The following is a 21,930-nucleotide window of genomic DNA, read 5'->3' on the forward strand; positions in this document are numbered from 1 at the left end:
TGATTGTAATCTGTAAATAAGCAGCGCTCAGTCAATCCGCTGCTCGGCCATACGACGGCTGATTTCGTCGTAGCTGGATTTCAGGACATCACGCTGAACCTCTGGCGTGGCGAGCATCCGTGCAACAACCAACGCACCCACGCATTGCGAGAGGATTGCCCAGGCCAGGCTGTCGCTTCCCAGTATTCGCGCCCAGCTTTCATGCAAACGGCAGATCCATGTCTGTGCCGCTTCCCTCACCTGCACATCCGATCGCGCGATCTCGGCGCCCAGCACCGGCAGCGCACAACCTACCTCCGGTTGCTCAACGTGACTCATGCTCAGGTACTGCCTCAGACAACGCTCCAGTTTCGTTGCGTCCACAACACTGTCGCCACTCAAGCGATCCAGGCTCTGGGCCAACTCTCGTTCAACAATGGCCTTGAACAGCTCATCCTTGGATGAGAAATGGCTGTAGAAAGCCCCGCCGCTCAACCCTATCGCTTTCATCAAGCCATCGACGCCGACCGTGGAAAAACCCGATTTCTTAGCAGATTCGGCACTGCTGGAAAGCAGCTTTTCTCGGGTTTCCATTTTGTGATTGGCTGAATAACGCATGGCCTTGCCTCTAATTGCTCACCTTGACGCTCGCCGGATCTTAGCATAACGTCCGTTTAGCTAACGATCGTTTACCAATGAGGCTAATCATGAATAACAAGAAGGTCGTACTGGTTGTTGGCGCGGGCGACGCCACGGGTGGCGCGATTGCCAGACGCTTCGCCCAGGAGGGTTTTGTCGCCTGCGTTACCCGCCGTAGCGCCGACAAACTCGAGCCATTGGTTGATGGGATCCGAGCCCAGGGCGGCGAAGCCCACGGCTTTGCCTGCGACGCCCGTAAAGAGGACGACGTGATCGCGCTGATCGAACAGATCGAGGAGCAGATCGGCCCGATTGAAGCTTTTGTATTCAACATCGGCGCCAACGTGCCCTGCAGCATCCTCGAAGAAACTGCACGCAAATATTTCAAGATCTGGGAGATGGCCTGCTTCTCCGGATTTCTCAATGCACGGGAAGTGGCCAAGCGGATGGTCAGGCGTCAGCGTGGGACGATTCTGTTTACCGGGGCAACAGCAGGGTTGCGTGGCGCTTCAGGGTTCGCCGCATTCGCAGGCGCCAAACACGGCATCCGGGCACTGGCCCAGAGCATGGCTCGCGAACTGGGACCGATGAATATTCACGTGGCCCATGTGGTGGTGGACGGCGCTATCGACACGGACTTCATCCGCGATAATTTTCCAGAAAAATATGCGACCAAGGACACAGACGGCATCCTCAATCCCGATCACATTGCTGACAATTATTGGTATCTGCACAGCCAACCTCGAGACGCCTGGACCTTTGAGCTAGACCTGCGTCCCTGGAGCGAACGCTGGTAACCTCCCTCACAACAACAAGAGAGCAGATACCATGGGCAAATCGGTGGAGTTTTTCTTTGATCTCGGTAGCCCGGCCACTTATCTGGCCTACACCCAATTGCCAGCGCTTTGCGCACGGACCCATAGTGCACTGATCTACCGCCCCATGCTGTTGGGCGGCGTTTTCAAGGCGACAGGCAATGCTTCACCGGTGACCGTACCGGCCAAAGGCGCTTACATGTTCAAGGATTTGAATCGCTTCGCCGAACGTTACGGTGTCGCCTTCAAGCTTCCTCCCCACTTTCCAATCAATACCCTGTTGCTGATGCGCGCCGTGACGGGTATCCAACTGCGTCATCCTGAACGTTTCGAGGCTTTTATCGACTGCCTGTTCCGCGCCCTGTGGGTGGACGCCCGTAACCTCAACGACCCGACGACGGTAGCAGCGGTGCTGGATGAAAACGGCTTCGACCCCGAATATGTGCTGGCCCTCACGGCCGACGCACAGGTCAAGAACGCACTCAAGACCGTCACCGAAGAAGCTATTCGACGGGGCGTGTTCGGCGCCCCGAGTATGTTCGTCGGCAACGAGCTGTTCTTTGGTCAGGATCGACTGGACTTCGTCCGTGAAGCCCTGGGCTGATCCTTACCTCAGATTGCCATTGTCCGGGCGTTCAGCCAGTGCAGTGCATCCCCCTCCAGCAACGGGCTCAATCGACGCAGAACCTCGGCGTGATAGGCGTTGAACCAGTCTTTTTCATCCTGGGTCAGCAACGAGGGCTCCAGGCAGCGAGTATCGATCGGGCACAGAGTCAAGGTTTCGAACTCAAGGAACTCACCGAACTCGCTTTTACCCGCCTCTCGGTTCAACACCAGATTCTCGATACGCACCCCCCAACGGCCTGGACGATAAGTGCCCGGCTCGATGGAGGTGATCATGCCCGCCTGCATAGCAGTCTGCGGCGCAGCGGCGGCCTGGTAGGCAATCACCTGCGGCCCCTCGTGGACGTTGAGGAAATAACCGACGCCATGGCCGGTGCCGTGGCCGTAGTCCACCTGTTCGGCCCAGATTGGCGCGCGGGCAATCGCATCCAGCAAGGGCGATAGAATGCCCCGTGGGAATTTGGCCCGGGACAAGGCAATCACACCCTTGAGCACACGAGTGCAATCACGTTTTTGTTCGGCGCTGGGTGTTCCAACCGGCACCATGCGGGTGATATCGGTGGTGCCGCCCAGGTACTGGCCGCCGGAATCGATCAGCAGCAAGCCATCGCCTTCGACGACTGCATGGGATTCTTCCGTGGCGTGGTAATGGGGCATCGCGCCGTTGGCATTGAACGCGGCGATGGTATTGAAGCTCAGGGAGACAAAATCCGGCCTACGGGTGCGGGCTGCAGTCAGGTGCTCGTCGATGGTCAGTTCGGTGATTCGCTCGCGGCCCCAGGCACTTTCCAGCCAGGCGAAGAACTCACAGAGCGCCGCGCCGTCCTGCTCCATGGCCCGCCGGATATGCTCGGCGTCGGCCAGGCTTTTACGGGACTTGGCCAGCGTCGTCGGATTGAGTCCCTCGACCAGCTTCACGCCACTGTCCAGATTATCCAGCAAGCCAACCGTAACCCGCGCCGGATCGATTTGCAGACTCGCCCCGCCCGGCACTTCCCTCAGCGCGGCCGCCGCTTCGCTGTAATCGCGCAGTGTCACACCATCCTGCTCAAGAACGGCCCGCAGCGCAGCATCGACCTTGTCCAAAGCCACGAACAGCGTTGCCTGTTGCTGGCTGATCAAAGCAAAGGAGACGAACACCGGGTTGAAGGACACGTCCGCGCCACGCAGGTTGAACAACCAGGCGATGTCATCCAGGGTGGCAATGAAATGCCAGTCGGCGCCGCGTTCCTTGAGGGATTCGCGCAGCTTGGCGAGTTTCTCGACCCGGCTGACAGTCGCCTGGGGTGGCAAGTGCGCGTAGACCGGTTGATCGGGCAAGCTTGGCCGATCAGTCCAGACTTCTTTGAGCAGGTCGATGTCGGTGCGCAAGCGCGCACCTCGCTCTTCAAGCTTGCCGCCCAGAGTCCGCGCCGAGGCCACGGCCATGACCGCACCGTCGACCGCAACCACTCCACCTTCAGGCGTTTGTTCGGCCAGCCAGTCCAACGGACCGGGCTGGCCCGGAATGAGCTTGACCAGTTCGATGCCGCTGCCTTCCAGTTCCTGGGTGGCCTGTTCCCAATAACGGCTGTCGGCCCAGACGCCGGCGAAACTGCCGGTTACGATCAAGGTGCCCACCGAGCCATGGAACCCCGACAGCCATTGCCGCCCCTGCCAATAGCCCGGCAGGTATTCCGAAAGATGCGGATCGGCCGATGGCACCAGCAGCGCGTGAATGCCTTCACGGCTCATCAGTTGGCGAATTCGGGCCAGGCGCTGGGGAACCAGTCCATGGGTCAAAGGCTTGGTGCTCATCGTTTCTCCTGCTCATCAATATTGTTGTTCAGTGCCGAAGAAGCTCGGCTCATGGAGTCGTGGCCCAGAACGCCGGCGCAGTGGCGCACGCGGCCTTGATCAACCGCACCGCCTCGTCGATATCCTGCTCGCTGGTAAAGCGCCCCAGGCTCAAACGAATGGTCCGCCCGGCTGCGCGGGCATCGTGACCCAAGGCCAGTAGCACGTGAGACGGCGTGTTGCTCGCCGAGTTGCAAGCCGAGGTCGCGGAAAAGGCAATCGATGCGCCCAATGTTGCCGGGTTGAACTCACCTTCGTTGAAAGTCAGGCTCAGCGTATGAGGAATTCGCTGGGTCGCACTGCCATTTATACACACGCCGGGCAATGCCAGCATCGGCTCAAGCAAACGATTGCGCAATCGGTCGATTTTAGCGGCCTCGTCGTCAAACGACTCAGCCGCCAGTTCGAATGCGGCGCCCATGCCTGCGATCTGGTGGGTCGCCAGGGTGCCGGAGCGCAAACCGCCTTCGTGCCCGCCACCATGAATCTGTGCCGCCAGACGCGGTCGGGCGCGGTCGCCGACGTAAAGTGCGCCGATACCCTTGGGGCCGTAGACTTTGTGCGCCGAAAAAGACATCAGATCCACCGGCCACCGAGCCAGGTCAATCTTCACCTTTCCAGCGCCTTGGGCCGCGTCAACATGCAACAGCGCGCCATGCTCGCGAACGATCTCACCGATGGCGACGACATCATTGACAGTGCCCAGTTCGTTGTTCACCAGCATCAGCGACACCAGGAACGTGTCTTCGCGTAGCGCCTCGCGAACAGCTTGCGGGTTGATCAGGCCCTCGGCGTCGGGCGCAAGCCAAGTTACCGCAACACCACTTTCCTCCAACTGCCGGACCGTATCGAGAATCGCCTTGTGTTCGATCAGGCTGGTAATCACGTGGCCAGCAGAGGCGCCGCGCGCCTGGGCCACACCTTTGAGGGCCAGGTTGTTGGATTCGGTGGCGCCGGAAGTCCAGATGATCTGTTCGGCCTGTGCACCCACCAGTTCCGCCACCTGCTGGCGCGCCCGTTCCACCGAGCGGCGGGCCTCCTGGCCAAAGGCGTGGGAACTGGAAGCCGGGTTGCCGAAGTTACCGTCAAAGCCCAGGCATTGGACCATCACCTGGATGACCCGCTCATCCACCGGCGTAGTGGCGGCGTAATCGAAATATAAAGGACGTTTATTCATGGGAAACTCGCAGAGCCTGCTCCGGGATCAGGCGCCCTCGTTGGGTTCGAGACTAGCAATACCTGATCGAAGACCTTAAAGAAGTCGGACTTCGTTTAAAAGTGCGTAGGAACGCTCCTGAACCGGGAGCTTAGCAGGCATCGCGTCGAAGCTCAGCCCTCAACGAAGGCTTTCGAGCAGCAACGGATACAACGAGGCGACCAGCAACAGCGCCATACCCCAGTTGAACAGGCGCAGCCAGCGACGATCACGCAGCAAATTACGCAAGAGGCTGCCGCAGATCACCCACAAGCTCACGCTAGGCAGGTTGATCAGGGCAAACACCGCCGCAATGACCACCACATTGAAGAAATAGCCTTGCAGCGGTGTATACGTGCTGATGGCACCAATGGCCATGATCCAGGCCTTCGGGTTGACCCACTGGAACGCCGCTGCGCCCCAGTAACTGATCGGCGTATGTTCCCTCGACTGGTTTTCCGAAACCGGGCCGGAGTGCGCGATTTTCCACGCCAAGTACAACAAGTAGGCGGCACCGACATAACGCAGCACCGTGTAAAGCAACGGATAGCTCTGGAACACAGCACCCAGGCCGAGGCCCACCGCCAGTACCAGGGAAAAGAAACCGCAAGTAATGCCCAGCATGTGGGGGATGGTGCGGTTGAACCCGAAATTGACACCCGAGGCCAACAACATGGTGTTGTTAGGGCCTGGCGTGATCGAGGTCACCAGGGCAAACAGGGCGAAGCCCAGTAACAGGTCAAGCGAAAGGGTCATGGCAGGTCAATCCATCGGGGCAGTCAGTCAAGTCATGACCCTACCCCACGTCCTGGCGCAAACCCATGGACAGTTGGGCAAAACTTCGAGCGGTACAGTCCCTCAGCTTGACCGCCCGGGCTGTTGCACGACCTGCTCGGCACTCATCTGGCCCTGATCGTCGAAGCCCACGTTTTTTTGCGCGGTACCGAGCAGCTCGGCTTTTTTCGCGTGGTATTCGTCGAACGACAGGCCCCGGCGGTTTAAAGCTTCAAGGGCCAGTTCCCGGGTTTCGTCGGCGGTGTAGGGACGCAGCTCTGGAGACGAGGCGGCGCAACCGCTCAATACGGTGGCAGTCAACAGCAGCAAAACGGCAAAGGTACGGTTCATGGCGGGTGTCCGGTGTTCTGAAGTTGGGCGATGAACAAAGGCTACTCGCCGGCCCCCCACAGCAGAAATCAACCCTCTTGATAGTGGGTATCGCCTGCTCGGATCACCTGTTGCGCTCAATCGACCAACTGGCAGTGCAACGCGTTGTCCAGGCTGCGCTCAATGTTGTGCAGCACTTGAAACGAACCGAATGTCACGGCTTTGGCGCGGTGAGCCTGGATCAACCGCCAGAAATCCTGCTCGCCGTTTTCGAAGCTTCGAAACGCCGCCTCGCCCGCCTCTCGGGTTTGCCATTGCAAGTAATTAAGAACGCGGCGACCGTCCTCGCTGGCCTGGATACTGGCACTCAGGAAGCCCTTATGATCCCGCGCCAGGCGCTCGGTCTGTTCCGACAGGGCCGTTACCAGCGCCGGCAGCCATTGCGGCTCGATGTCGAACTCCATGAGTTGGGTGAAGCTGCGATTATTCCTTGGCGATTGCATGAAAGGTCCCCCGATGCCCGTAAGGCGAATCTTGCGATCCGAAGGCGTGCAGGTTAAAACCTCTAGTTAACTCAAGGTCAAGCGGTAACTCAGGCGATGACGCAGATAAATGTCCATAAGGAACTCACCGTCGGCCAAGTGGCCGCCCGCAGCGGCGTGGCGGTCACAGCCCTGCACTTCTATGAGTCCAAGGGACTGATCAAAAGCACACGTAACCAGGGCAACCAACGCCGTTATCCACGGGAAGTGCTACGGCGCGTGGCGCTGATCAAGGTCGCCCAGCGCCTGGGCATCCCCTTGGCAGAAATCGGCGCGGCGTTGAAAACCCTGCCGGACGACCGCGCCCCGACGGCCGCCGACTGGAAGATCTTGTCGGCGCAGTGGAGCCGCGACCTGGATGAGCGCATCAATCAATTGCTGGCGCTGCGCGATCGACTCAACGGTTGCATCGGCTGCGGTTGTCTGTCGATGGACAGTTGCCCCTTGCGCAATCAGGGGGATGTGTTGGCTGAGCGGGGGCCGGGAGCGCATCTGTTGGACAAACCGCAGACGTTCGTCGGGCCGTAAGCCGGCCCCAAGGTGCTGGCCTATAGTGGATGGGCGCAAATCGACGAAGACCTCTTCGCCTCCCATAACAACAAGGAGAAACGTCATGGGCGTCAAATCCACTCCCGAAGGGTTCAATAACATCACGCCCTACTTGGGCATTCAAAAAGCTGCCGAAGCCATCGATTTCTACAAAAAAGCCTTCAATGCCACCGAGGTCATGCGCCTGGCCATGCCCGACGGGGGCATCGGCCATGCCGAACTGCGGATCAACGGCTACCCGATCATGCTCGGCACGCCTTGCGATCAAGGGCCTCTGAGCAACCCGGATCAATCGCCATCAGTGGGTCTGCACCTTTATGTCGAAGATGTGGACAGCGCCTTTGCCCAGGCGATTAACGCCGGTGGCACAGTGATTTCCGAGGTCAAGGATCAGTTCTACGGTGACCGTACCGGGACTTTGAAAGATCCCTATGGGCATGTGTGGTTTCTGGCCACTCATAAGGAAGATCTGACTCAGGAGCAGATCGAACAGCGGGCCAGGGAGATGTTTCAACAGGGCTGACGGTTGACTTGCTGTGTGGCGAGGGCACCTGCTCCTCGCCACAAAAGCCAGAGACACGAAACGCGAAACATTTTCTTTCATCTTCCCCTTCAGGATTTCACTTGCTGGTTCGTCTTAATTAGATGCAGCCGGCCGCGTCGGCAAAAGCCACGGCCGGTTTTTCAGGGTTCATGAGATTGCGAAGCCCGTAATCCAGAACCTTTCATCGAATCAAGACGTTCAATCATGTCGAAGAAGTCCCGCTCCAAACTCTGGTTTCTGGTGCACAGCTGGCTGGCATTGCCCATCTGGTTTTTCGTGCTCATCGTCTGCGTGACCGGCACCCTGGCGGTGGTCAGCCAGGAGATCGTCTGGCTGGCCAACCCCGACATGCGTGCCAGCAAGCCATCGGACGATGCCCCGCTGCTCAGCTATGACCAAGTGATTGGCGCGATCAAGCAAGCCCAACCACTGACCCAGGTGCTAAGCATCGCGCGTCCGGACGAATCGCATTTTGCGCTGGAAGCCAAGGTGACCTATCCCGACGGGCGCCCCGACACGGTCTACGTCAACCCGTACAGCGGCGTGATCCAGGGCTCGGCACCGGCGTTCAATTTCAGGGGATTCACCCGTGCCCTGCATGGCTGGTGGCTGGTGCCGTTCACCAACGGCTACAGCTGGGGCTGGTACCTGGTGTCCTTGCTGGGGCTGCCGTTGCTGGCCTCACTGGTGACCGGGCTGGTGGTCTACAAGCGTTTCTGGAAAGGCTTTTTCCGCCCGACCCTGCGGATTCGCCACGGCGCGCGAATTTTCTGGGGCGATTTCCACCGGCTCAGCGGTATCTGGTCGATCTGGTTCATCGCGGTGATTTCCATTACCGGCACCTGGTTCCTGATCGAGGCCTTGCTGTCGGACAATCAAATTTCCATTTCCAGCGAGCCCGTCATTCCAGTGGTGGCGCGTGAAAGCGTTCCGCTGTCTACCGATGGTCTTGCACCGCCGCAACTTAGCCTGGACCGCGCGATTGAAATCGCCCAGCAGCGAATCCCGGGCCTGGACGCAAGTTTCGTCAGCCTGCCCGGCAATGCCTACAGCCACCTGGAAATCGGCGGCCGTGGTTGGTACCCCTTGATGTTCCAGACCGCCACCATCAACCCCTACAACGGTGACGTGGCTGCCTCACGGTTGCTGTCGGACCGCACGGCGCTGGAGTTCGTCACCGAATCCATGCGCCCCTTGCACACCGGGGACTTTGGCGGCCTCTGGATCAAGCTCATCTGGTTCTTCTTCGGTTTGGTCCTGAGCATGATGGTCCTCAGCGGGTTGCTGATCTGGACCAAACGCACGGCCCTGGCCACCGCCAATGCCTTCAAGCGCAGCCAGAAACCCGCCCGCGAAGCCCGAATTGCCAGGTCACCGCAGCCGTCCCTCCACCGTGAATCGCCGGAGGGCAACCTATGAGTTCGCCCACCGCAGCGGCCCCCTCACGCCTGAGTCTGTTCTGGCATAAGTGGCGTTTTCACCTCAACGTGCTGTTGTTGCTGATACCCCTGGGTTTCATGCCCAAGTATTTCTCGGAAGCGGCATTGTTCCGCGGGGATACCGGGCTTGGCGAACGGGAGGTCGGCGAAGTCAAGGTCGGGCCGTGGAGCCTGCGTCTTGCCGAGTTTCGCAACGAAGCCCCACGCCCCGATGGCCCGGCCGGGCATATGAAACATTTCAACGCAGCCCTGTGCCAACGTTGCATCGGCGAGGTCAAGGCCACCTACCTGCGTATCGGCAAGCCCCGCAGCCTGCGGGCCGCCGGGGTCATTTTCTTCGGCTCGCCCTATCGCATGGGAGCTTCGTTGCCGGTGCCGCCCAAGACCCCGCTCGACGCCGAACTGTGGATAACCCTCGAGGGCTGGGACGGCTCGATGCACCAAGCCGCCATTCCCCTGAGCCAGGCCTCTCCCGCCACCATTGCCTGGCTGAAAACCCAAGGAGCCCAACCATGACCCCCCGCGCCTCTCTCAACAGCCTGGCGCTGCTGCTCTGCGCCGGTTTCGCCAGCAGCGCCCTGGCCCACAACCCGATGTGCGAATGCAAGGCCATCGACGCCGAACAGATCCAGTGCACGGGTGGCTTTTCCGATGGCAGCGGTGCGCCTGGGGTAACGCTGGACGTGATCGGCTACGACGAAACCATCCTGGTGCCGGGCAAGCTCGGCGCCGATTCGACGTTGACCTTCAAGAAACCGAACGCCGAATTCTACGTGCTCTTCGACGCCGGCCCCGGCCACGTGGTGGAAATCGACCAAGCCGACATCGAGGCCCCATGAGCAATCCCACCACCCAAGTCATCCGCCCGGCCGGCGCGGGCCATGAAACCCTGTATGTGTTGCTGCTGTGCCTGTTCATCGTGCTGGTGGCCGGATCGGTCGTGGCCTGGCACGGTAAAACCGAAGACAGCAGTCACCTCGCCGCGAACCAACTCGATGCCCGTCGCGATCTCAACGCCGCCGAACAAGGCATCTATGCGGACCTGCGGGTAACCCTGGATGAAATCCGCCTGCTGCGCGAAGAACAACAGGTCCTGCCCGGCCCGCAAACGCTGGCCGATGAAGGCTTTGCCCCGTTCGCCCAGGACGCCAGTTCCGTCAGCCGCGGCGGTCATGCCTGGCAACAGTTGGAAGACCGGGCCTACTTCGGCGCGAGCAGCAACTCATCCGTCGCTGGTTCGTTTCTGATGCGCATCAGCGAAGCGTCCGACGCCGCTCCCGACATCTGGCTCAATCGCGGCAACGGCCTCACTGCCCCCACCGCGCTGGACGACGCCACTTTGTCCACCGCCGGCTGGCAACAGATCGTTGCGCAATTCGACGCCGGCGTAACCCGCCAGCACCGGCACTGATCCCACGCCCTTATTCGAGAGAAGACCCTTCGCCCATGCCTATTGCCACTCCACGCCGCCCCTTGCTGCGCCTGCTGCTGATCGGTCTGCTGGCCTGCCTGCTCACCCCACACGCCAGCGCCGAAACGGCCAAGCGCCTGCGCATCGGCATCACCTTGCACCCTTATTACAGCTACGTGGCGAACATCGTCGGCGACAAGGCCGAGGTGGTGCCACTGATCCCGGCCGGCTTCAACCCCCATGCCTATGAACCTCGGGCCGAGGACATCAAGCGCATCAGCGGCCTCGACGTGATCGTGCTTAACGGCGTGGGCCACGACGACTTCGCCGACCGCATGATCGCCGCCAGCGAAACCCCGAACGTGAAGGTGATCGAGGCCAACGAAAACGTACCGTTGCTGGCCGCCACCGGCACCGCCGCCCGAGGTGCCGGCAAGGTCGTCAACCCACATACGTTCCTGTCCATCAGCGCGTCCATTGCCCAGGTCAATAACATCGCCCGAGAGCTGGGCAAGCTCGACCCGGACAATGCCAAGACCTACACCCAGAATGCCCGCGCCTACGGCAAGCGCCTGCGCCAAATGCGCGCCGCCGCCCTGGCTAAGCTGACCCAGGCGCCCAATGCCGAGCTGCGGGTCGCCACGGTGCACGCAGCCTACGACTACCTGTTGCGCGAATTCGGCTTGGAAGTGACCGCCGTGGTCGAGCCAGCCCACGGCATCGAGCCGAGCCCCAGCCAGTTGAAAAAGACCATCGATCAACTGCGTGAGCTGGACGTGAAGGTGATCTTCTCGGAAATGGATTTCCCCTCCACCTACGTCGACACCATCCAGCGCGAATCGGGTGTGAAGCTGTACCCGCTCTCGCACATTTCCTACGGGGACTACAGCGCCGAGAAGTACGAAAAGGAAATGGCCGGCAACCTCGACACCGTAGTCCGGGCGATCCAGGAGTCTGGCGCATGACCGTCCAGGAAACCCTCACCCCGCACCGCGTCGGCCCCTCGATTGAATTCGCCGATGTCAGCCTGAACCTGGGCCGCACCACGATTCTCGACAACGTGGGGTTTCAGGTGCAGCCCGGCAGCATCCATGCCCTGGTGGGCCCCAACGGCGGCGGCAAGAGTTCGTTGATCAAGACCCTGCTCGGGCAGATGCCGCACCAGGGACGCTTGAGCCTGCAATGGCCGGGTGAACCCGGTGTCATCGGCTATGTGCCCCAGGCGCTGGAGTTCGACCGGGGCCTGCCCATGACCGTGGATGATTTCATGGCGGCGATGTGTCAGCGGCGTCCGGCCTTCCTCGGCCTGAGCAAGCATTACGCCGGCGCCATCGGCCAGGCCTTGGAACGAGTGGGCATGCAGGACAAACGCAAGCGGCGCATGGGCGCGCTGTCCGGCGGTGAGCGCCAGCGGGTGTTGCTGGCCCAGGGGCTGATTCCGTCGCCGCAGTTGCTGGTGCTGGATGAGCCGATGTCGGCGCTGGATGAGGCCGGCATCCAGGTGTTCGAACGATTGCTGCAGGACTGGCGCCAGGCCGGCATCACCGTGCTGTGGATCGAGCATGACCTGGAAGCCGTCGGGCGCCTGGCCGACCGTGTCACCGGCCTGAACCGCAAAGTGCTGTTCGACGGCCCGCCACGCCAGACCCTGACCCCAGAGCGCTTGCTGACGCTGTTTTCCACCCATCCACGCACGAATGGGAGCGCTGCCTGATGAGTTATGAAGCCTTTCGCTTGATGGTCCAGGGTTGGGCCTCGTCCGGTTACTTGCCCGAGGCGCTGGCCTACGGGTTTGTGGTCAATGCGTTGCTGGCCGGGCTGTTGATCGGCCCGGTGCTGGGCGGTCTCGGCACGCTGGTGGTGGTCAAGCGCTTCGCGTTTTTCTCCGAGGCGGTGGGCCATGCGGCGCTGACCGGCGTGGCGGTCGGCATCCTGCTCGGCGAACCCTACACCGGCCCTTACGGCAGCCTGTTCGGCTATTGCCTGCTGTTCGGCATCCTGCTCAATTACCTGCGCAACCGCACCGGCCTGGCACCGGACACGCTGATCAGCGTCTTCCTCTCGGTGTCCCTGGCCCTGGGCGCCAGCCTGTTGTTGATCCTGGCAGGCAAGATCAACGTGCACATCCTGGAGAACGTGCTGTTCGGTTCGGTGCTGACGGTCAACGGCAACGACTTGTTGGTGCTGGCGGTGGTCGGCTCGCTGGTGATGGCCCTGGCGTTGCCGCTTTATAACCGCATCATGCTCGCCAGCTTCAACCCGCAACTGGCGGCGGTGCGCGGGGTGGCGGTCAAGACTCTGGACTACCTGTTCGTGGTACTGGTGACGTTGATCACCGTGGCGGCGGTGAAAGTCATTGGCGCGATTCTGGTGGGCGCACTGCTGGTCATTCCGGCAGCGGCGGCACGCCTGCTCAGCCAATCGCTGAAAGGCTTTTTCTGGTGTTCAGTGCTGATCGCCACCCTGAGCACCTTGTGCGGAATTCTCGCGCCAATTGTGTTCGACCTGCCGATCCCGTCCGGTGCCGCGATCATCCTGGCGGCCGGCATCGCCTTCGCCCTGAGCGCCATCGCCCGTGGCGTCGTCCCCAGCCTCAAAGGGAATCTTGGATAAATGGTTTTTTCATTACGACAACTGGCCCTGGCCGCAGCGCTGTGCAGCGTGGCCGTTACCTCGTCATTTGCCAGCGAAAAAGTGCGTCTGCTGGCATCGTTACCGATCACCTACGGATTGAGTGAAGCCTTGCTCAAGGGCACCGACGTCAGCCTGGAGCGAGCCGCACCCGCCAACCTGCCCGGCACCCGCCAGAGCGCCTATTTCAGCGGCCGAGGGGCGCCAGCCCTGAGTAAACTCGCCAGCGAGGCGGATGGGGTAATCGGCCTGCGCTCGCTGTGGCCGGACGATCCGCTGTACCCCATGGCCCGCCGCAGCAATATTCGCATCGTCGAAGTCGACGCCGCTCGCCCGGTGGACGGCGCCCTGCCCGGCATCGCTGTACAACCGGGCATGACTGACGGCCTGGCGAGCCAGCCGTGGATGGCCAGCCATAACCTGGGACGCATGGCCGATGTGATCGCCGCCGACCTGGTGCGCCTGGCCCCGGTAGCCAGGCCACAGATCGACGCCAACCTGGCAGCCCTCAAGCAGCGCTTGCTCAAGCTCAGTGCCGATAGCGAAAAACGCCTGGCCAGTGCCGACAACTTGAGCGTGGTCAGCCTGAGTGAACATTTCGCTTACCTGATCAGCGGACTCAATCTCGACGGGATCAGCACCGATGCTCGCCCCGATGCCGAGTGGACAGCCGAAGCCCTCAAGCAATTGACCGTTACTTTGAAGGACAATGACGTGGCGGTGGTGCTGCATCATCGCCAACCTTCGGAGGCGGTGAAGGCGGCCATCAGCGAGGGCGGCAGCCGGCTACTGGTGCTGAGCACCGACGGTGCCGATCCGGTGGCCGAGCTGGAGAGCAATGTGGGGCTGGTTGTCGCAGCACTGACGACGAACTGATGGCAGAAGTCCGACCAACCTGTGGGGGCGAGCTTGCTCGCGAAGAGGCCGGCCCATTCGACATTGATGTCGGCTGACACGCCGCCATCGCGAGCAAGCTCGCTCCCACAGGTTTTGTGTTGTTCCTGAAGTATCGAGTTAGAAGACATCCCCCGGCACCCGCACAAACCCTTCCATCAACACCCGTGCGCTGCGGCTCATGATGGCTTTGTTCACGGTCCATTCGCCGTTGACCTGGCTGGCCTCGGCGCCGACGCGCAGGGTGCCTGACGGATGGCCGAAACGTACGGCATTGCGTTCGATGCCGCCCGCCGCCAGGTTCACCAGGGTGCCGGAAATCGCCGCTGCGGTGCCGATGGCGACTGCCGCGGTGCCCATCATGGCGTGGTGCAGTTTGCCCATGGACAAGGCGCGCACCAGCAGGTCGACATCCCCGGCCGCCACAGCTTTTCCGCTTGATGAAACGTAGTCCGCTGGCGGTGCGACGAACGCCACTTTCGGCGTGTGCTGACGCTGGGCGGCTTCGTCCAGATGCTTGATCAGCCCCATGCGCAAGGCACCGTGGGCACGGATGGTTTCGAACATCGCCAGCGCCTTTGGATCGCTGTTGATTGCGCCCTGCAACTCAGTACCGGTGTAACCGACGTCACGGGCATTGATGAAAATCGTCGGGATCCCGGCGTTGATCAAGGTCGCCTTGAAGGTACCTACACCAGGCACCTCAAGGTCGTCCACCAGGTTGCCGGTGGGAAACATCGAGCCGCCACCGCCCTCCTCCTCGGCCGCCGGATCCATGAATTCCAGCTGCACTTCGGCCGCCGGAAAGGTCACGCCGTCGAGTTCGAAGTCACCGGTTTCCTGCACCGCGCCGTCGGTGATCGGCACATGGGCGATGATGGTCTTGCTGATGTTGGCTTGCCAGATCCGCACCACGGCCACGCCGTTTCGTGGGATGCGAGCGGCGTCTACCAAACCACTGCTGATGGCGAATGAACCGACCGCCGCCGACAGGTTGCCGCAGTTGCCACTCCAGTCCACGAACGGCTTGTCGATGGACACTTGGCCGAACAGGTAATCGACATCGTGGTCGGCCCGGGTGCTCTTGGACAGGATTACGGTCTTGCTGGTGCTGGACGTCGCACCGCCCATGCCATCGATCTGCTTCTCATATGGATCGGGGCTGCCGATCACCCGCAGTAGCAAGGCATCCCGGGCAGGGCCTGGGACGCGAGCCACTTCGGGCAGGTCCTGCAAGCTGAAGAACACGCCTTTGCTGGTGCCGCCACGCATGTAGGTGGCGGGTATTCTGATTTGCGCTGCGTGAGCCATGATGCACCTCAAGCGGACACGCAAGGGTGCCCGCGGTTGTGATTTAGACGGCAACCGCCGATTCAAGGAAGTCCTGGGCAAAACGCTGCAATACGCCACCGGCTTCGTAGATCGACACTTCTTCAGCGGTGTCGAGGCGGCAAGTCACTGGCACCTCGACGCGCTCGCCGTTCTTGCGAGTGATGACCAACGTCAGCGTCGCACGCGGGGTACGTTCGCCGATCACGTCATAGATTTCGCTGCCGTCGATGCCCAGGGTCTTGCGGTTGGTACCGGGCTGGAACTCCAGCGGCAACACGCCCATGCCCACCAGGTTGGTACGGTGGATGCGCTCGAAACCTTCGGCGGCAATCGCCTCGACACCCGCCAGGCGTACACCCTTGGCCGCCCAGTCCCGGGACGAACCCTGGCCATAGTCGGCACCGGCAATGATGATCAGCGGTTGCTTGCGCTCCATGTAGGTTTCGATGGCCTCCCACATGCGCATGACCTTGCCTTCCGGCTCGACCCGGGCCAGGGAGCCCTGCTTGACCTTGCCGTTTTCCTGGACCATTTCGTTGAACAGTTTCGGGTTGGCAAAGGTCGCGCGTTGCGCGGTCAGGTGGTCGCCGCGGTGGGTTGCATAGGAGTTGAAGTCCTCCTCCGGCAGGCCCATTTTCGCCAGGTATTCACCGGCGGCGCTGTCCAGCATGATGGCGTTGGACGGCGACAAGTGATCGGTGGTGATGTTGTCCGGCAGCACAGCCAGCGGACGCATGCCCTTGAGCGGCCGCGCACCGGCCAACGCCCCTTCCCAGTATGGAGGGCGACGGATGTAGGTGCTTTGTGGGCGCCAGTCGTACAGCGGCGTGACTTTCGGCCCGGTGTCTTCCTGGATGGCGAACATCGGGATGTACACCTGGCGGAACTGCTCAGGTTTCACCGAGGCCTTGACCACCGCATTGATTTCTTCGTCACTCGGCCAGATGTCCTTGAGGCGGATTTCCCGGCCGTCCACCACGCCCAACACATCCTTCTCGATGTCGAAGCGAATGGTCCCGGCGATGGCATAAGCGACCACCAGCGGCGGCGAGGCGAGAAACGCCTGCTTGGCGTACGGGTGGATGCGCCCGTCGAAGTTGCGGTTGCCCGACAGCACGGCGGTGGCGTACAGGTCACGGTCGATGATTTCCTGCTGGATCACCGGGTCCAGTGCACCGGACATGCCGTTGCAGGTGGTGCAGGCGAATGCCACCACGCCGAAGCCCAGCTTCTCGAGCTCGGACGTCAGCCCCGCTTCATCCAGGTACAGCGCCACGGTTTTCGAACCCGGGGCCAGGGACGACTTGACCCATGGCTTGCGGGCCAGGCCCAGGCGGTTGGCGTTGCGCGCCAGCAGGCCTGCGGCGATCACGTTGCGCGGGTTACTGGTGTTGGTGCAACTGGTGATGGCCGCGATGATCACTGCGCCGTCGGGCATTTGCCCTGGCACCTCAGTCCATTGCCCGGCAATGCCGCTGGCCGTCAGGTCACTGGTGGCAACGCGGGCGTGGGGATTGCTGGGACCGGCCATGTTGCGCACCACCGAGGACAGGTCGAAGGTCAAGCCACGCTCGTATTGCGCGCCCTTGAGTTCGTCGGCCCACAGGCCGGCCTGCTTGGCATAGGTCTCGACCAGTTGCACCTGCTGGTCTTCGCGACCAGTGAGTTTCAGGTAATCAATGGTTTGCTGGTCGATGTAGAACATCGCCGCCGTGGCGCCGTACTCCGGGGCCATGTTGGAAATGGTCGCACGGTCGCCCAAGGTCAGGGCACTGGCGCCTTCGCCGAAAAACTCCAGCCAGGCACCGACAACTTTTTGCTTGCGCAGGAATTCGGTCAGCGCCAGCACCATGTCGGTGGCGGTGATGCCCGGCTGCAGCTTGCCGGTCAGCTCGACACCGATGATTTCCGGCAGGCGCATCCACGAGGCGCGACCGAGCATGACGCTTTCGGCTTCCAGGCCTCCGACGCCGATGGCGATCACGCCCAGGGCATCGACATGGGGAGTGTGGCTGTCGGTACCCACGCAGGTGTCTGGGAATGCCACGCCGTCACGTTGCTGGATCACCGGGGACATTTTTTCCAGGTTGATCTGGTGCATGATCCCGTTGCCGGGCGGAATCACATCGACGTTCTTGAAGGCTTTCTTGGTCCAGTTGATGAAGTGAAAACGGTCTTCGTTACGCCGGTCTTCGATGGCGCGGTTCTTGGCGAAGGCTTGCGGGTCGGAACCACCGCTCTCCACCGCCAGGGAATGGTCGACGATCAGTTGAGTCGGCACCACCGGGTTGACCTGCGCCGGGTCACCGCCCTGCAGGGCGATCGCGTCGCGCAGGCCCGCCAGGTCCACCAGCGCGGTCTGGCCGAGGATGTCATGGCACACCACTCGTGCGGGGAACCAGGGGAAGTCCAGGTCGCGCTTGCGCTCGATCAGTTGCAACAGCGATTCACGCAGCGTGGCCGGGTCGCAGCGACGCACGAGGTTTTCCGCCAGCACCCGAGAGGTGTATGGCAGGCCGTCGTAGGCGCCGGGCCGAATGGCCTCCACGGCCCCGCGAACGTCGAAATAATCCAGCGAAGTGCCGGGCAGCGGTTTGCGAAATTCTGTGTTCATCGTCAGGACTCGGTCACGGTGGTTTCAAGGAGGATTGACGCCGGATTCGAAGGCCCCCGGCCACTGTGGGAGCGAGCTTGCTCGCGATAGCGGTGCAACAGTCGACATCGATGTTGGATGTCAGTGCGCATTCGCGAGCAAGCTCGCTCCCACAAGGTTTCGGGGTTATTCAATTCCGGCGGCTAGAACCCTCCCAGCTCAGCGGCGTTCGATTGGCACGAACTTGCGCTGTTCGACGCCGGTGTATTCGGCGCTCGGTCGGATGATGCGGTTATTGGCACGTTGTTCGTACACGTGGGCGGCCCAGCCGGTCAGGCGCGAGCAGACGAAGATCGGCGTGAACAGCTTGGTCGGGATGCCCATGAAGTGGTAGGCCGAGGCGTGGTAGAAATCGGCATTGGGGAACAGTTTCTTCTGTTCCCACATGGTCTTGTCGATGGCCTCTGAAACCGGGAACAGCACCTTGTCGCCCACTTCGTCGGCGAGTTTCTTCGACCAGCCCTTGATCACCTCGTTGCGCGGGTCGTTGTCCTTATAGATCGCATGGCCGAAGCCCATGATCTTGTCTTTGCGCGCGAGCATGCCGAGGGTGCCTTCGATGGCTTCCTGCGGCGAGCTGAAACGCTCGATCATTTCCATTGCCGCTTCGTTGGCGCCACCATGCAACGGGCCGCGCAGCGAGCCGATGGCGGCGGTGATGCAGGAAAACAGGTCCGACAGTGTCGAGGCGCAGACCCGGGCGGTGAAGGTCGAGGCGTTGAATTCGTGCTCGGCGTAGAGGATCAGCGAGACGTGCATCACCTTGACGTGCAGCTCGCTCGGTTTCTTGCCATGCAGCAGGTGCAGGAAGTGACCACCGATAGAGGCTTCGTCGGTCACGCATTCGATGCGCAGGCCTTCGTGGCTGAAGCGATACCAGTAGCACATGATCGCCGGGAAGGCGGCCAACAGGCGGTCGGTCTTGTCGTGCTGCTCGGAAAAGTCCTTCTCAGGCTCCAGGTTGCCCAGGAACGAGCAGCCAGTGCGCATCACATCCATCGGGTGAGCGTCGGCGGGAATGCGCTCCAGCACTTCCTTCAGGGCTTGGGGCAAGTCCCGCAGCTGGCTCAGCTTGCGCGTATAGGCATCCAGCTGGGCCTGGGTCGGCAGCTCACCGTACAGCAGCAGGTAGGCGACCTCTTCAAATTGCGCGTCCGCCGCCAGGTCGCGAACGTCGTAGCCGCGATAGGTCAGGCCGGCGCCCGACTGGCCCACGGTGGACAACGCGGTTTGCCCTGCCACCTGGCCTCGGAGCCCGGCGCCACTGAGTACTTTTGCTTCGGCCATTTGCTGTCTCCATTTTCTTGAATTTGTAGGGGGAGTCGCCTTACTTCTTCGCCGCGAACAATGCATCGAGCTTCTGCTCGAAGGTGTGATAGTCGATGCGATCGTAAAGCTCCATGCGCGTCTGCATGGTGTCGATGACATTCTGTTGCGTGCCGTCGCGGCGGATGGCGGTGTAGACGTTCTCGGCCGCCTTGTTCATGGCCCGGAAGGCCGACAGCGGGTACAGCACCAGGGATACGTCGGCACCGGCCAGTTGTTCTGTGGTGTACAGCGGAGTCGCGCCGAACTCGGTGATGTTGGCCAGGATCGGCGCCTTCACGCGGCTGGCGAACAGTTTGTACATCTCAAGCTCGGTAATCGCTTCCGGAAAGATCATGTCGGCACCGGCCTCGATGCAGGCGGCGGCGCGGTCCAGAGCCGACTCCAAGCCCTCCACGGCCAGGGCGTCGGTACGCGCCATGATCACGAAACTGTCGTCGGTGCGAGCATCGACCGCGGCCTTGATGCGGTCGACCATCTCCTGCTGCGAGACGATCTCCTTGTTTGGACGATGGCCGCAACGCTTGGCACCGACCTGGTCCTCAATATGAATGGCCGCCGCGCCAAACTTGATCATCGACTTGACTGTGCGAGCCACGTTGAACGCCGAGGAACCAAAACCGGTGTCCACGTCCACCAGCAGCGGCAGGTCGCAGACGTCAGTGATGCGGCGCACATCGGTCAGCACGTCATCGAGGCCGGTGATGCCCAGGTCCGGCACGCCGAGGGAACCGGCCGCCACGCCGCCGCCCGACAGGTAGATCGCCTTGAAACCGGCGCGTTTGGCCAGCAGCGCGTGGTTGGCGTTGATCGTGCCCACCACTTGCAGCGGATGCTCGCTGGCGACCGCATCGCGGAAACGCTGGCCTGGAGTGCTGTTGCTCATGACTCACCTCGTTCAGTGGCGGCGCTGTCCTGGAAATGACGCGCGATATTGCGTTTGGAGGCGCCGATGTGCCGGCGCATCAATAATTCAGCCAGTTCGCCGTCACGGTCGGCGATGGCGTCTAGAATCCGGTGGTGCTCGGCAAAGGCCTGGCGCGGACGGTTGGGCGTGGTGGAAAACTGGATGCGGTACATGCGCACCAGTTGATACAGCTCGCCGCACAGCATTTGCGTCAGGGTGCGGTTGCCGCTGCCCTGGATGATCCGATAATGAAAGTCGAAATCGCCTTCCTGCTGGTAATAGCCCACGCCGGCCTGGAACGCCGCATCGCGTTCGTGGGTTTCCAGGACTCGGCGCAGCTCGTCGATTTCTTCCAGGGTCATGCGCTCGGCCGCCAAACGGCAGGCCATGCCTTCCAGGGACTCACGGATTTCGTAGAGCTCCAGCAGCTCGGCGTGACTCAAGGACACCACTCGGGCGCCGACGTGAGGCACGCGCACCAGCAGGCGCTGGCCTTCCAGGCGATGGATCGCCTCGCGCAGCGGCCCGCGGCTGATGCCATAGGTGCGCGCCAGCTCAGGCTCGGAGATCTTGCTGCCGGGGGCGATTTCGCCTTTGACGATGGCGGCCTGGATACGTCGGAAGACGTTCTCGGAAAGGGTCTCCGAGTCGTCCTGAGCCATCATCGGGGATTCGAGCTGATCGAGCATATTGTCGACACCTTGAAAATCAATACGGCAAAAACTAACCAATAGCGGCATTAACGTCAAAACAAAATTCAACATTGTCGACAATCGTCTAATAAGCCCCAACGCCATAACCGCTCGTTTGAATGACTCGTAGCGTCCGGCCAGCGGTGGCGTCAGAAAACCACCGTGCTAGAATGCCGCGCGATTTGCCGCTCTCCTTTTATAGGGAAGGCTGCCCAGGGAGCTTGTGCAGTAATGCCAGGGCCTGAACCGATAAACGGAACGCTGCGCACCAGGATCTATGACACTCAAGCCCTTAACCGCTGTTCTTTATTTCATATGCCTGCCGGGGCTTGCCGTGGCGGGTGAAAAAACCGTGTACGGCCTCAACGAATACGCAGCCCTGCAGGGCATTGACCTGGAGGTCGCCGCCAAGCTGGACACCGGCGCCAAGACCGCCTCGCTCAGCGCCCGGGACATCAAGCGCTTCAAGCGCAATGGCGAATCCTGGGTGCGCTTTTACCTGGCTATCGACGCCGCCCATTCGCACCCTATCGAACGTCCGCTGGCCCGGGTCAGCAAGATCAAGCGCCGCGCCGGTGACTACGACCCGGAAGAAGGCAAGAAATACACGGCCCGGCCGGTCATCGAACTGGACATCTGCATGGGCACGGCCCTGCGCAGCATCGAAGTGAACCTGACCGACCGTAGTGCCTTCCAATACCCGTTGCTGATCGGTTCCGAAGCGCTCAAGCGCTTCGACGCACTGGTCGACCCCAGTCTTAAATACGCTGCCGGCAAACCCGCCTGCGCCAATGCCGCTCATACCGCAGAGTAATTCC

Annotated in this window: 25 protein-coding genes (1 of these 25 cut by a window edge); 14 read left to right on the forward strand and 11 right to left on the reverse strand. The window is 61.5% G+C overall.

Going from position 1 to position 21,930, the window contains the following annotated elements; genetic code table 11:
* Positions 1–20 carry the final stretch of a hypothetical protein gene (locus J9870_RS20330; protein ID WP_042729241.1) on the forward strand. 262 nt of this gene lie to the left of the window's left edge, so only the last 20 of its 282 coding nucleotides appear in the window; its start codon lies beyond the left edge, outside the window; it ends in the stop codon at positions 18–20.
* A gap of 7 nt (positions 21–27) precedes the next feature.
* Here J9870_RS20330 and J9870_RS20335 read toward each other — a convergent pair whose 3' ends face one another.
* Complete coding sequence (locus tag J9870_RS20335) at positions 28–597, reverse strand: TetR/AcrR family transcriptional regulator (protein WP_210639717.1); 570 nt, start codon at positions 595–597, stop codon at positions 28–30.
* Positions 598–686: 89 nt separating this feature from the next.
* On the opposite strand from J9870_RS20335, the gene J9870_RS20340 reads away from it, so the two are divergent.
* Together J9870_RS20340 and J9870_RS20345 are read left to right on the forward strand one after the other, a co-directional pair.
* The gene (locus J9870_RS20340) at positions 687–1,415 is read left to right on the forward strand and encodes an SDR family oxidoreductase (RefSeq protein ID WP_210639718.1); all 729 of its coding nucleotides are present in this window, start codon (positions 687–689) and stop codon (positions 1,413–1,415) included.
* Between the two features lie 31 nt (positions 1,416–1,446).
* Positions 1,447–2,037: a 2-hydroxychromene-2-carboxylate isomerase gene (locus tag J9870_RS20345; protein WP_210639719.1), complete on the forward strand. Its 591-nt coding sequence runs from the start codon at positions 1,447–1,449 to the stop codon at positions 2,035–2,037.
* A gap of 8 nt (positions 2,038–2,045) precedes the next feature.
* Here the strand turns inward: J9870_RS20345 and J9870_RS20350 are convergent, their stop codons facing one another.
* From J9870_RS20350 to J9870_RS20370, 5 genes are all read right to left on the reverse strand, one after another.
* The gene (locus J9870_RS20350) at positions 2,046–3,854 is read right to left on the reverse strand and encodes an aminopeptidase P family protein (protein ID WP_210639720.1); all 1,809 of its coding nucleotides are present in this window, start codon (positions 3,852–3,854) and stop codon (positions 2,046–2,048) included.
* Positions 3,855–3,903: 49 nt separating this feature from the next.
* Positions 3,904–5,070, reverse strand: a complete 1,167-nt coding sequence (locus tag J9870_RS20355) for an aminotransferase class V-fold PLP-dependent enzyme (RefSeq protein ID WP_210639721.1) — start codon at positions 5,068–5,070, stop codon at positions 3,904–3,906.
* A gap of 159 nt (positions 5,071–5,229) precedes the next feature.
* Entirely contained in the window at positions 5,230–5,844 is a 615-nt protein-coding gene (locus tag J9870_RS20360) for a LysE family translocator (RefSeq protein WP_210639722.1), read from the reverse strand.
* Positions 5,845–5,946: 102 nt separating this feature from the next.
* Positions 5,947–6,213, reverse strand: a complete 267-nt coding sequence (locus tag J9870_RS20365) for a hypothetical protein (RefSeq protein ID WP_210639723.1) — start codon at positions 6,211–6,213, stop codon at positions 5,947–5,949.
* A gap of 116 nt (positions 6,214–6,329) precedes the next feature.
* On the reverse strand, positions 6,330–6,695 hold the full coding sequence (locus J9870_RS20370) for an antibiotic biosynthesis monooxygenase (protein ID WP_210639724.1): 366 nt from the start codon (positions 6,693–6,695) through the stop codon (positions 6,330–6,332).
* 96 nt (positions 6,696–6,791) lie between these two features.
* Here J9870_RS20370 and soxR point away from each other — a divergent pair, with 96 nt between their 5' ends.
* The 10 genes from soxR to J9870_RS20420 all read left to right on the forward strand — a co-directional run bounded on the left by soxR (position 6,792) and on the right by J9870_RS20420 (position 14,184).
* The gene (gene soxR, locus J9870_RS20375) at positions 6,792–7,262 is read left to right on the forward strand and encodes a redox-sensitive transcriptional activator SoxR (protein ID WP_210639725.1); all 471 of its coding nucleotides are present in this window, start codon (positions 6,792–6,794) and stop codon (positions 7,260–7,262) included.
* An 85-nt stretch (positions 7,263–7,347) separates the two neighbouring features.
* A complete protein-coding gene (locus J9870_RS20380) occupies positions 7,348–7,806 on the forward strand; it encodes a VOC family protein (RefSeq protein WP_210639726.1) in 459 nt (152 codons plus the stop codon).
* 225 nt (positions 7,807–8,031) lie between these two features.
* Positions 8,032–9,246, forward strand: coding sequence for a PepSY domain-containing protein (locus tag J9870_RS20385; protein WP_210639727.1), 1,215 nt, complete (start codon positions 8,032–8,034; stop codon positions 9,244–9,246).
* Positions 9,243–9,782 (forward strand): thiamine pyrophosphate-binding protein, encoded by a 540-nt coding sequence (locus J9870_RS20390; protein WP_210639728.1) that lies wholly within the window; start codon positions 9,243–9,245, stop codon positions 9,780–9,782. Before J9870_RS20385 ends, J9870_RS20390 begins: the two co-directional genes overlap by 4 nt.
* A complete protein-coding gene (locus J9870_RS20395; protein ID WP_135846383.1) occupies positions 9,779–10,105 on the forward strand; it encodes a hypothetical protein in 327 nt (108 codons plus the stop codon). The genes J9870_RS20390 and J9870_RS20395 overlap by 4 nt, the downstream gene beginning before the upstream one ends.
* Positions 10,102–10,677 (forward strand): DUF6162 family protein, encoded by a 576-nt coding sequence (locus J9870_RS20400; protein WP_210639729.1) that lies wholly within the window; start codon positions 10,102–10,104, stop codon positions 10,675–10,677. The genes J9870_RS20395 and J9870_RS20400 overlap by 4 nt, the downstream gene beginning before the upstream one ends.
* A 35-nt stretch (positions 10,678–10,712) precedes the next feature.
* Entirely contained in the window at positions 10,713–11,642 is a 930-nt protein-coding gene (locus tag J9870_RS20405; protein WP_210639730.1) for a zinc ABC transporter substrate-binding protein, read from the forward strand.
* Complete coding sequence (locus J9870_RS20410) at positions 11,639–12,391, forward strand: metal ABC transporter ATP-binding protein (protein WP_210639731.1); 753 nt, start codon at positions 11,639–11,641, stop codon at positions 12,389–12,391. The genes J9870_RS20405 and J9870_RS20410 overlap by 4 nt, the downstream gene beginning before the upstream one ends.
* Positions 12,391–13,290: a metal ABC transporter permease gene (locus tag J9870_RS20415; RefSeq protein WP_210639732.1), complete on the forward strand. Its 900-nt coding sequence runs from the start codon at positions 12,391–12,393 to the stop codon at positions 13,288–13,290. Before J9870_RS20410 ends, J9870_RS20415 begins: the two co-directional genes overlap by 1 nt.
* A complete protein-coding gene (locus tag J9870_RS20420) occupies positions 13,291–14,184 on the forward strand; it encodes a zinc ABC transporter substrate-binding protein (RefSeq protein ID WP_210639733.1) in 894 nt (297 codons plus the stop codon). It begins immediately after the preceding gene.
* Positions 14,185–14,322: 138 nt separating this feature from the next.
* Here J9870_RS20420 and prpF read toward each other — a convergent pair whose 3' ends face one another.
* The 5 genes from prpF to J9870_RS20445 all read right to left on the reverse strand — a co-directional run bounded on the left by prpF (position 14,323) and on the right by J9870_RS20445 (position 21,109).
* Positions 14,323–15,513 carry a 2-methylaconitate cis-trans isomerase PrpF gene (gene prpF / locus J9870_RS20425; RefSeq protein WP_210639734.1) on the reverse strand — a complete coding sequence of 397 codons (1,191 nt, stop codon included), beginning with the start codon at positions 15,511–15,513 and terminating at the stop codon, positions 14,323–14,325.
* Positions 15,514–15,556: 43 nt separating this feature from the next.
* Positions 15,557–18,148 carry a Fe/S-dependent 2-methylisocitrate dehydratase AcnD gene (acnD, locus tag J9870_RS20430; RefSeq protein WP_210639735.1) on the reverse strand — a complete coding sequence of 864 codons (2,592 nt, stop codon included), beginning with the start codon at positions 18,146–18,148 and terminating at the stop codon, positions 15,557–15,559.
* A gap of 198 nt (positions 18,149–18,346) precedes the next feature.
* Positions 18,347–19,474 (reverse strand): 2-methylcitrate synthase, encoded by a 1,128-nt coding sequence (prpC, locus tag J9870_RS20435; protein WP_210639736.1) that lies wholly within the window; start codon positions 19,472–19,474, stop codon positions 18,347–18,349.
* A 40-nt stretch (positions 19,475–19,514) separates the two neighbouring features.
* Positions 19,515–20,399: a methylisocitrate lyase gene (gene prpB / locus J9870_RS20440; protein ID WP_030137801.1), complete on the reverse strand. Its 885-nt coding sequence runs from the start codon at positions 20,397–20,399 to the stop codon at positions 19,515–19,517.
* Positions 20,396–21,109, reverse strand: coding sequence for a GntR family transcriptional regulator (locus tag J9870_RS20445; protein ID WP_210639737.1), 714 nt, complete (start codon positions 21,107–21,109; stop codon positions 20,396–20,398). Before J9870_RS20445 ends, prpB begins: the two co-directional genes overlap by 4 nt.
* Positions 21,110–21,389: 280 nt before the next feature.
* On the opposite strand from J9870_RS20445, the gene J9870_RS20450 reads away from it, so the two are divergent.
* Positions 21,390–21,926, forward strand: a complete 537-nt coding sequence (locus tag J9870_RS20450; RefSeq protein ID WP_210639738.1) for an ATP-dependent zinc protease — start codon at positions 21,390–21,392, stop codon at positions 21,924–21,926.
* Positions 21,927–21,930: the final 4 nt, after the last annotated feature.

Source organism: Pseudomonas sp. Tri1 (assembly GCF_017968885.1).
Lineage (GTDB): Bacteria > Pseudomonadota > Gammaproteobacteria > Pseudomonadales > Pseudomonadaceae > Aquipseudomonas.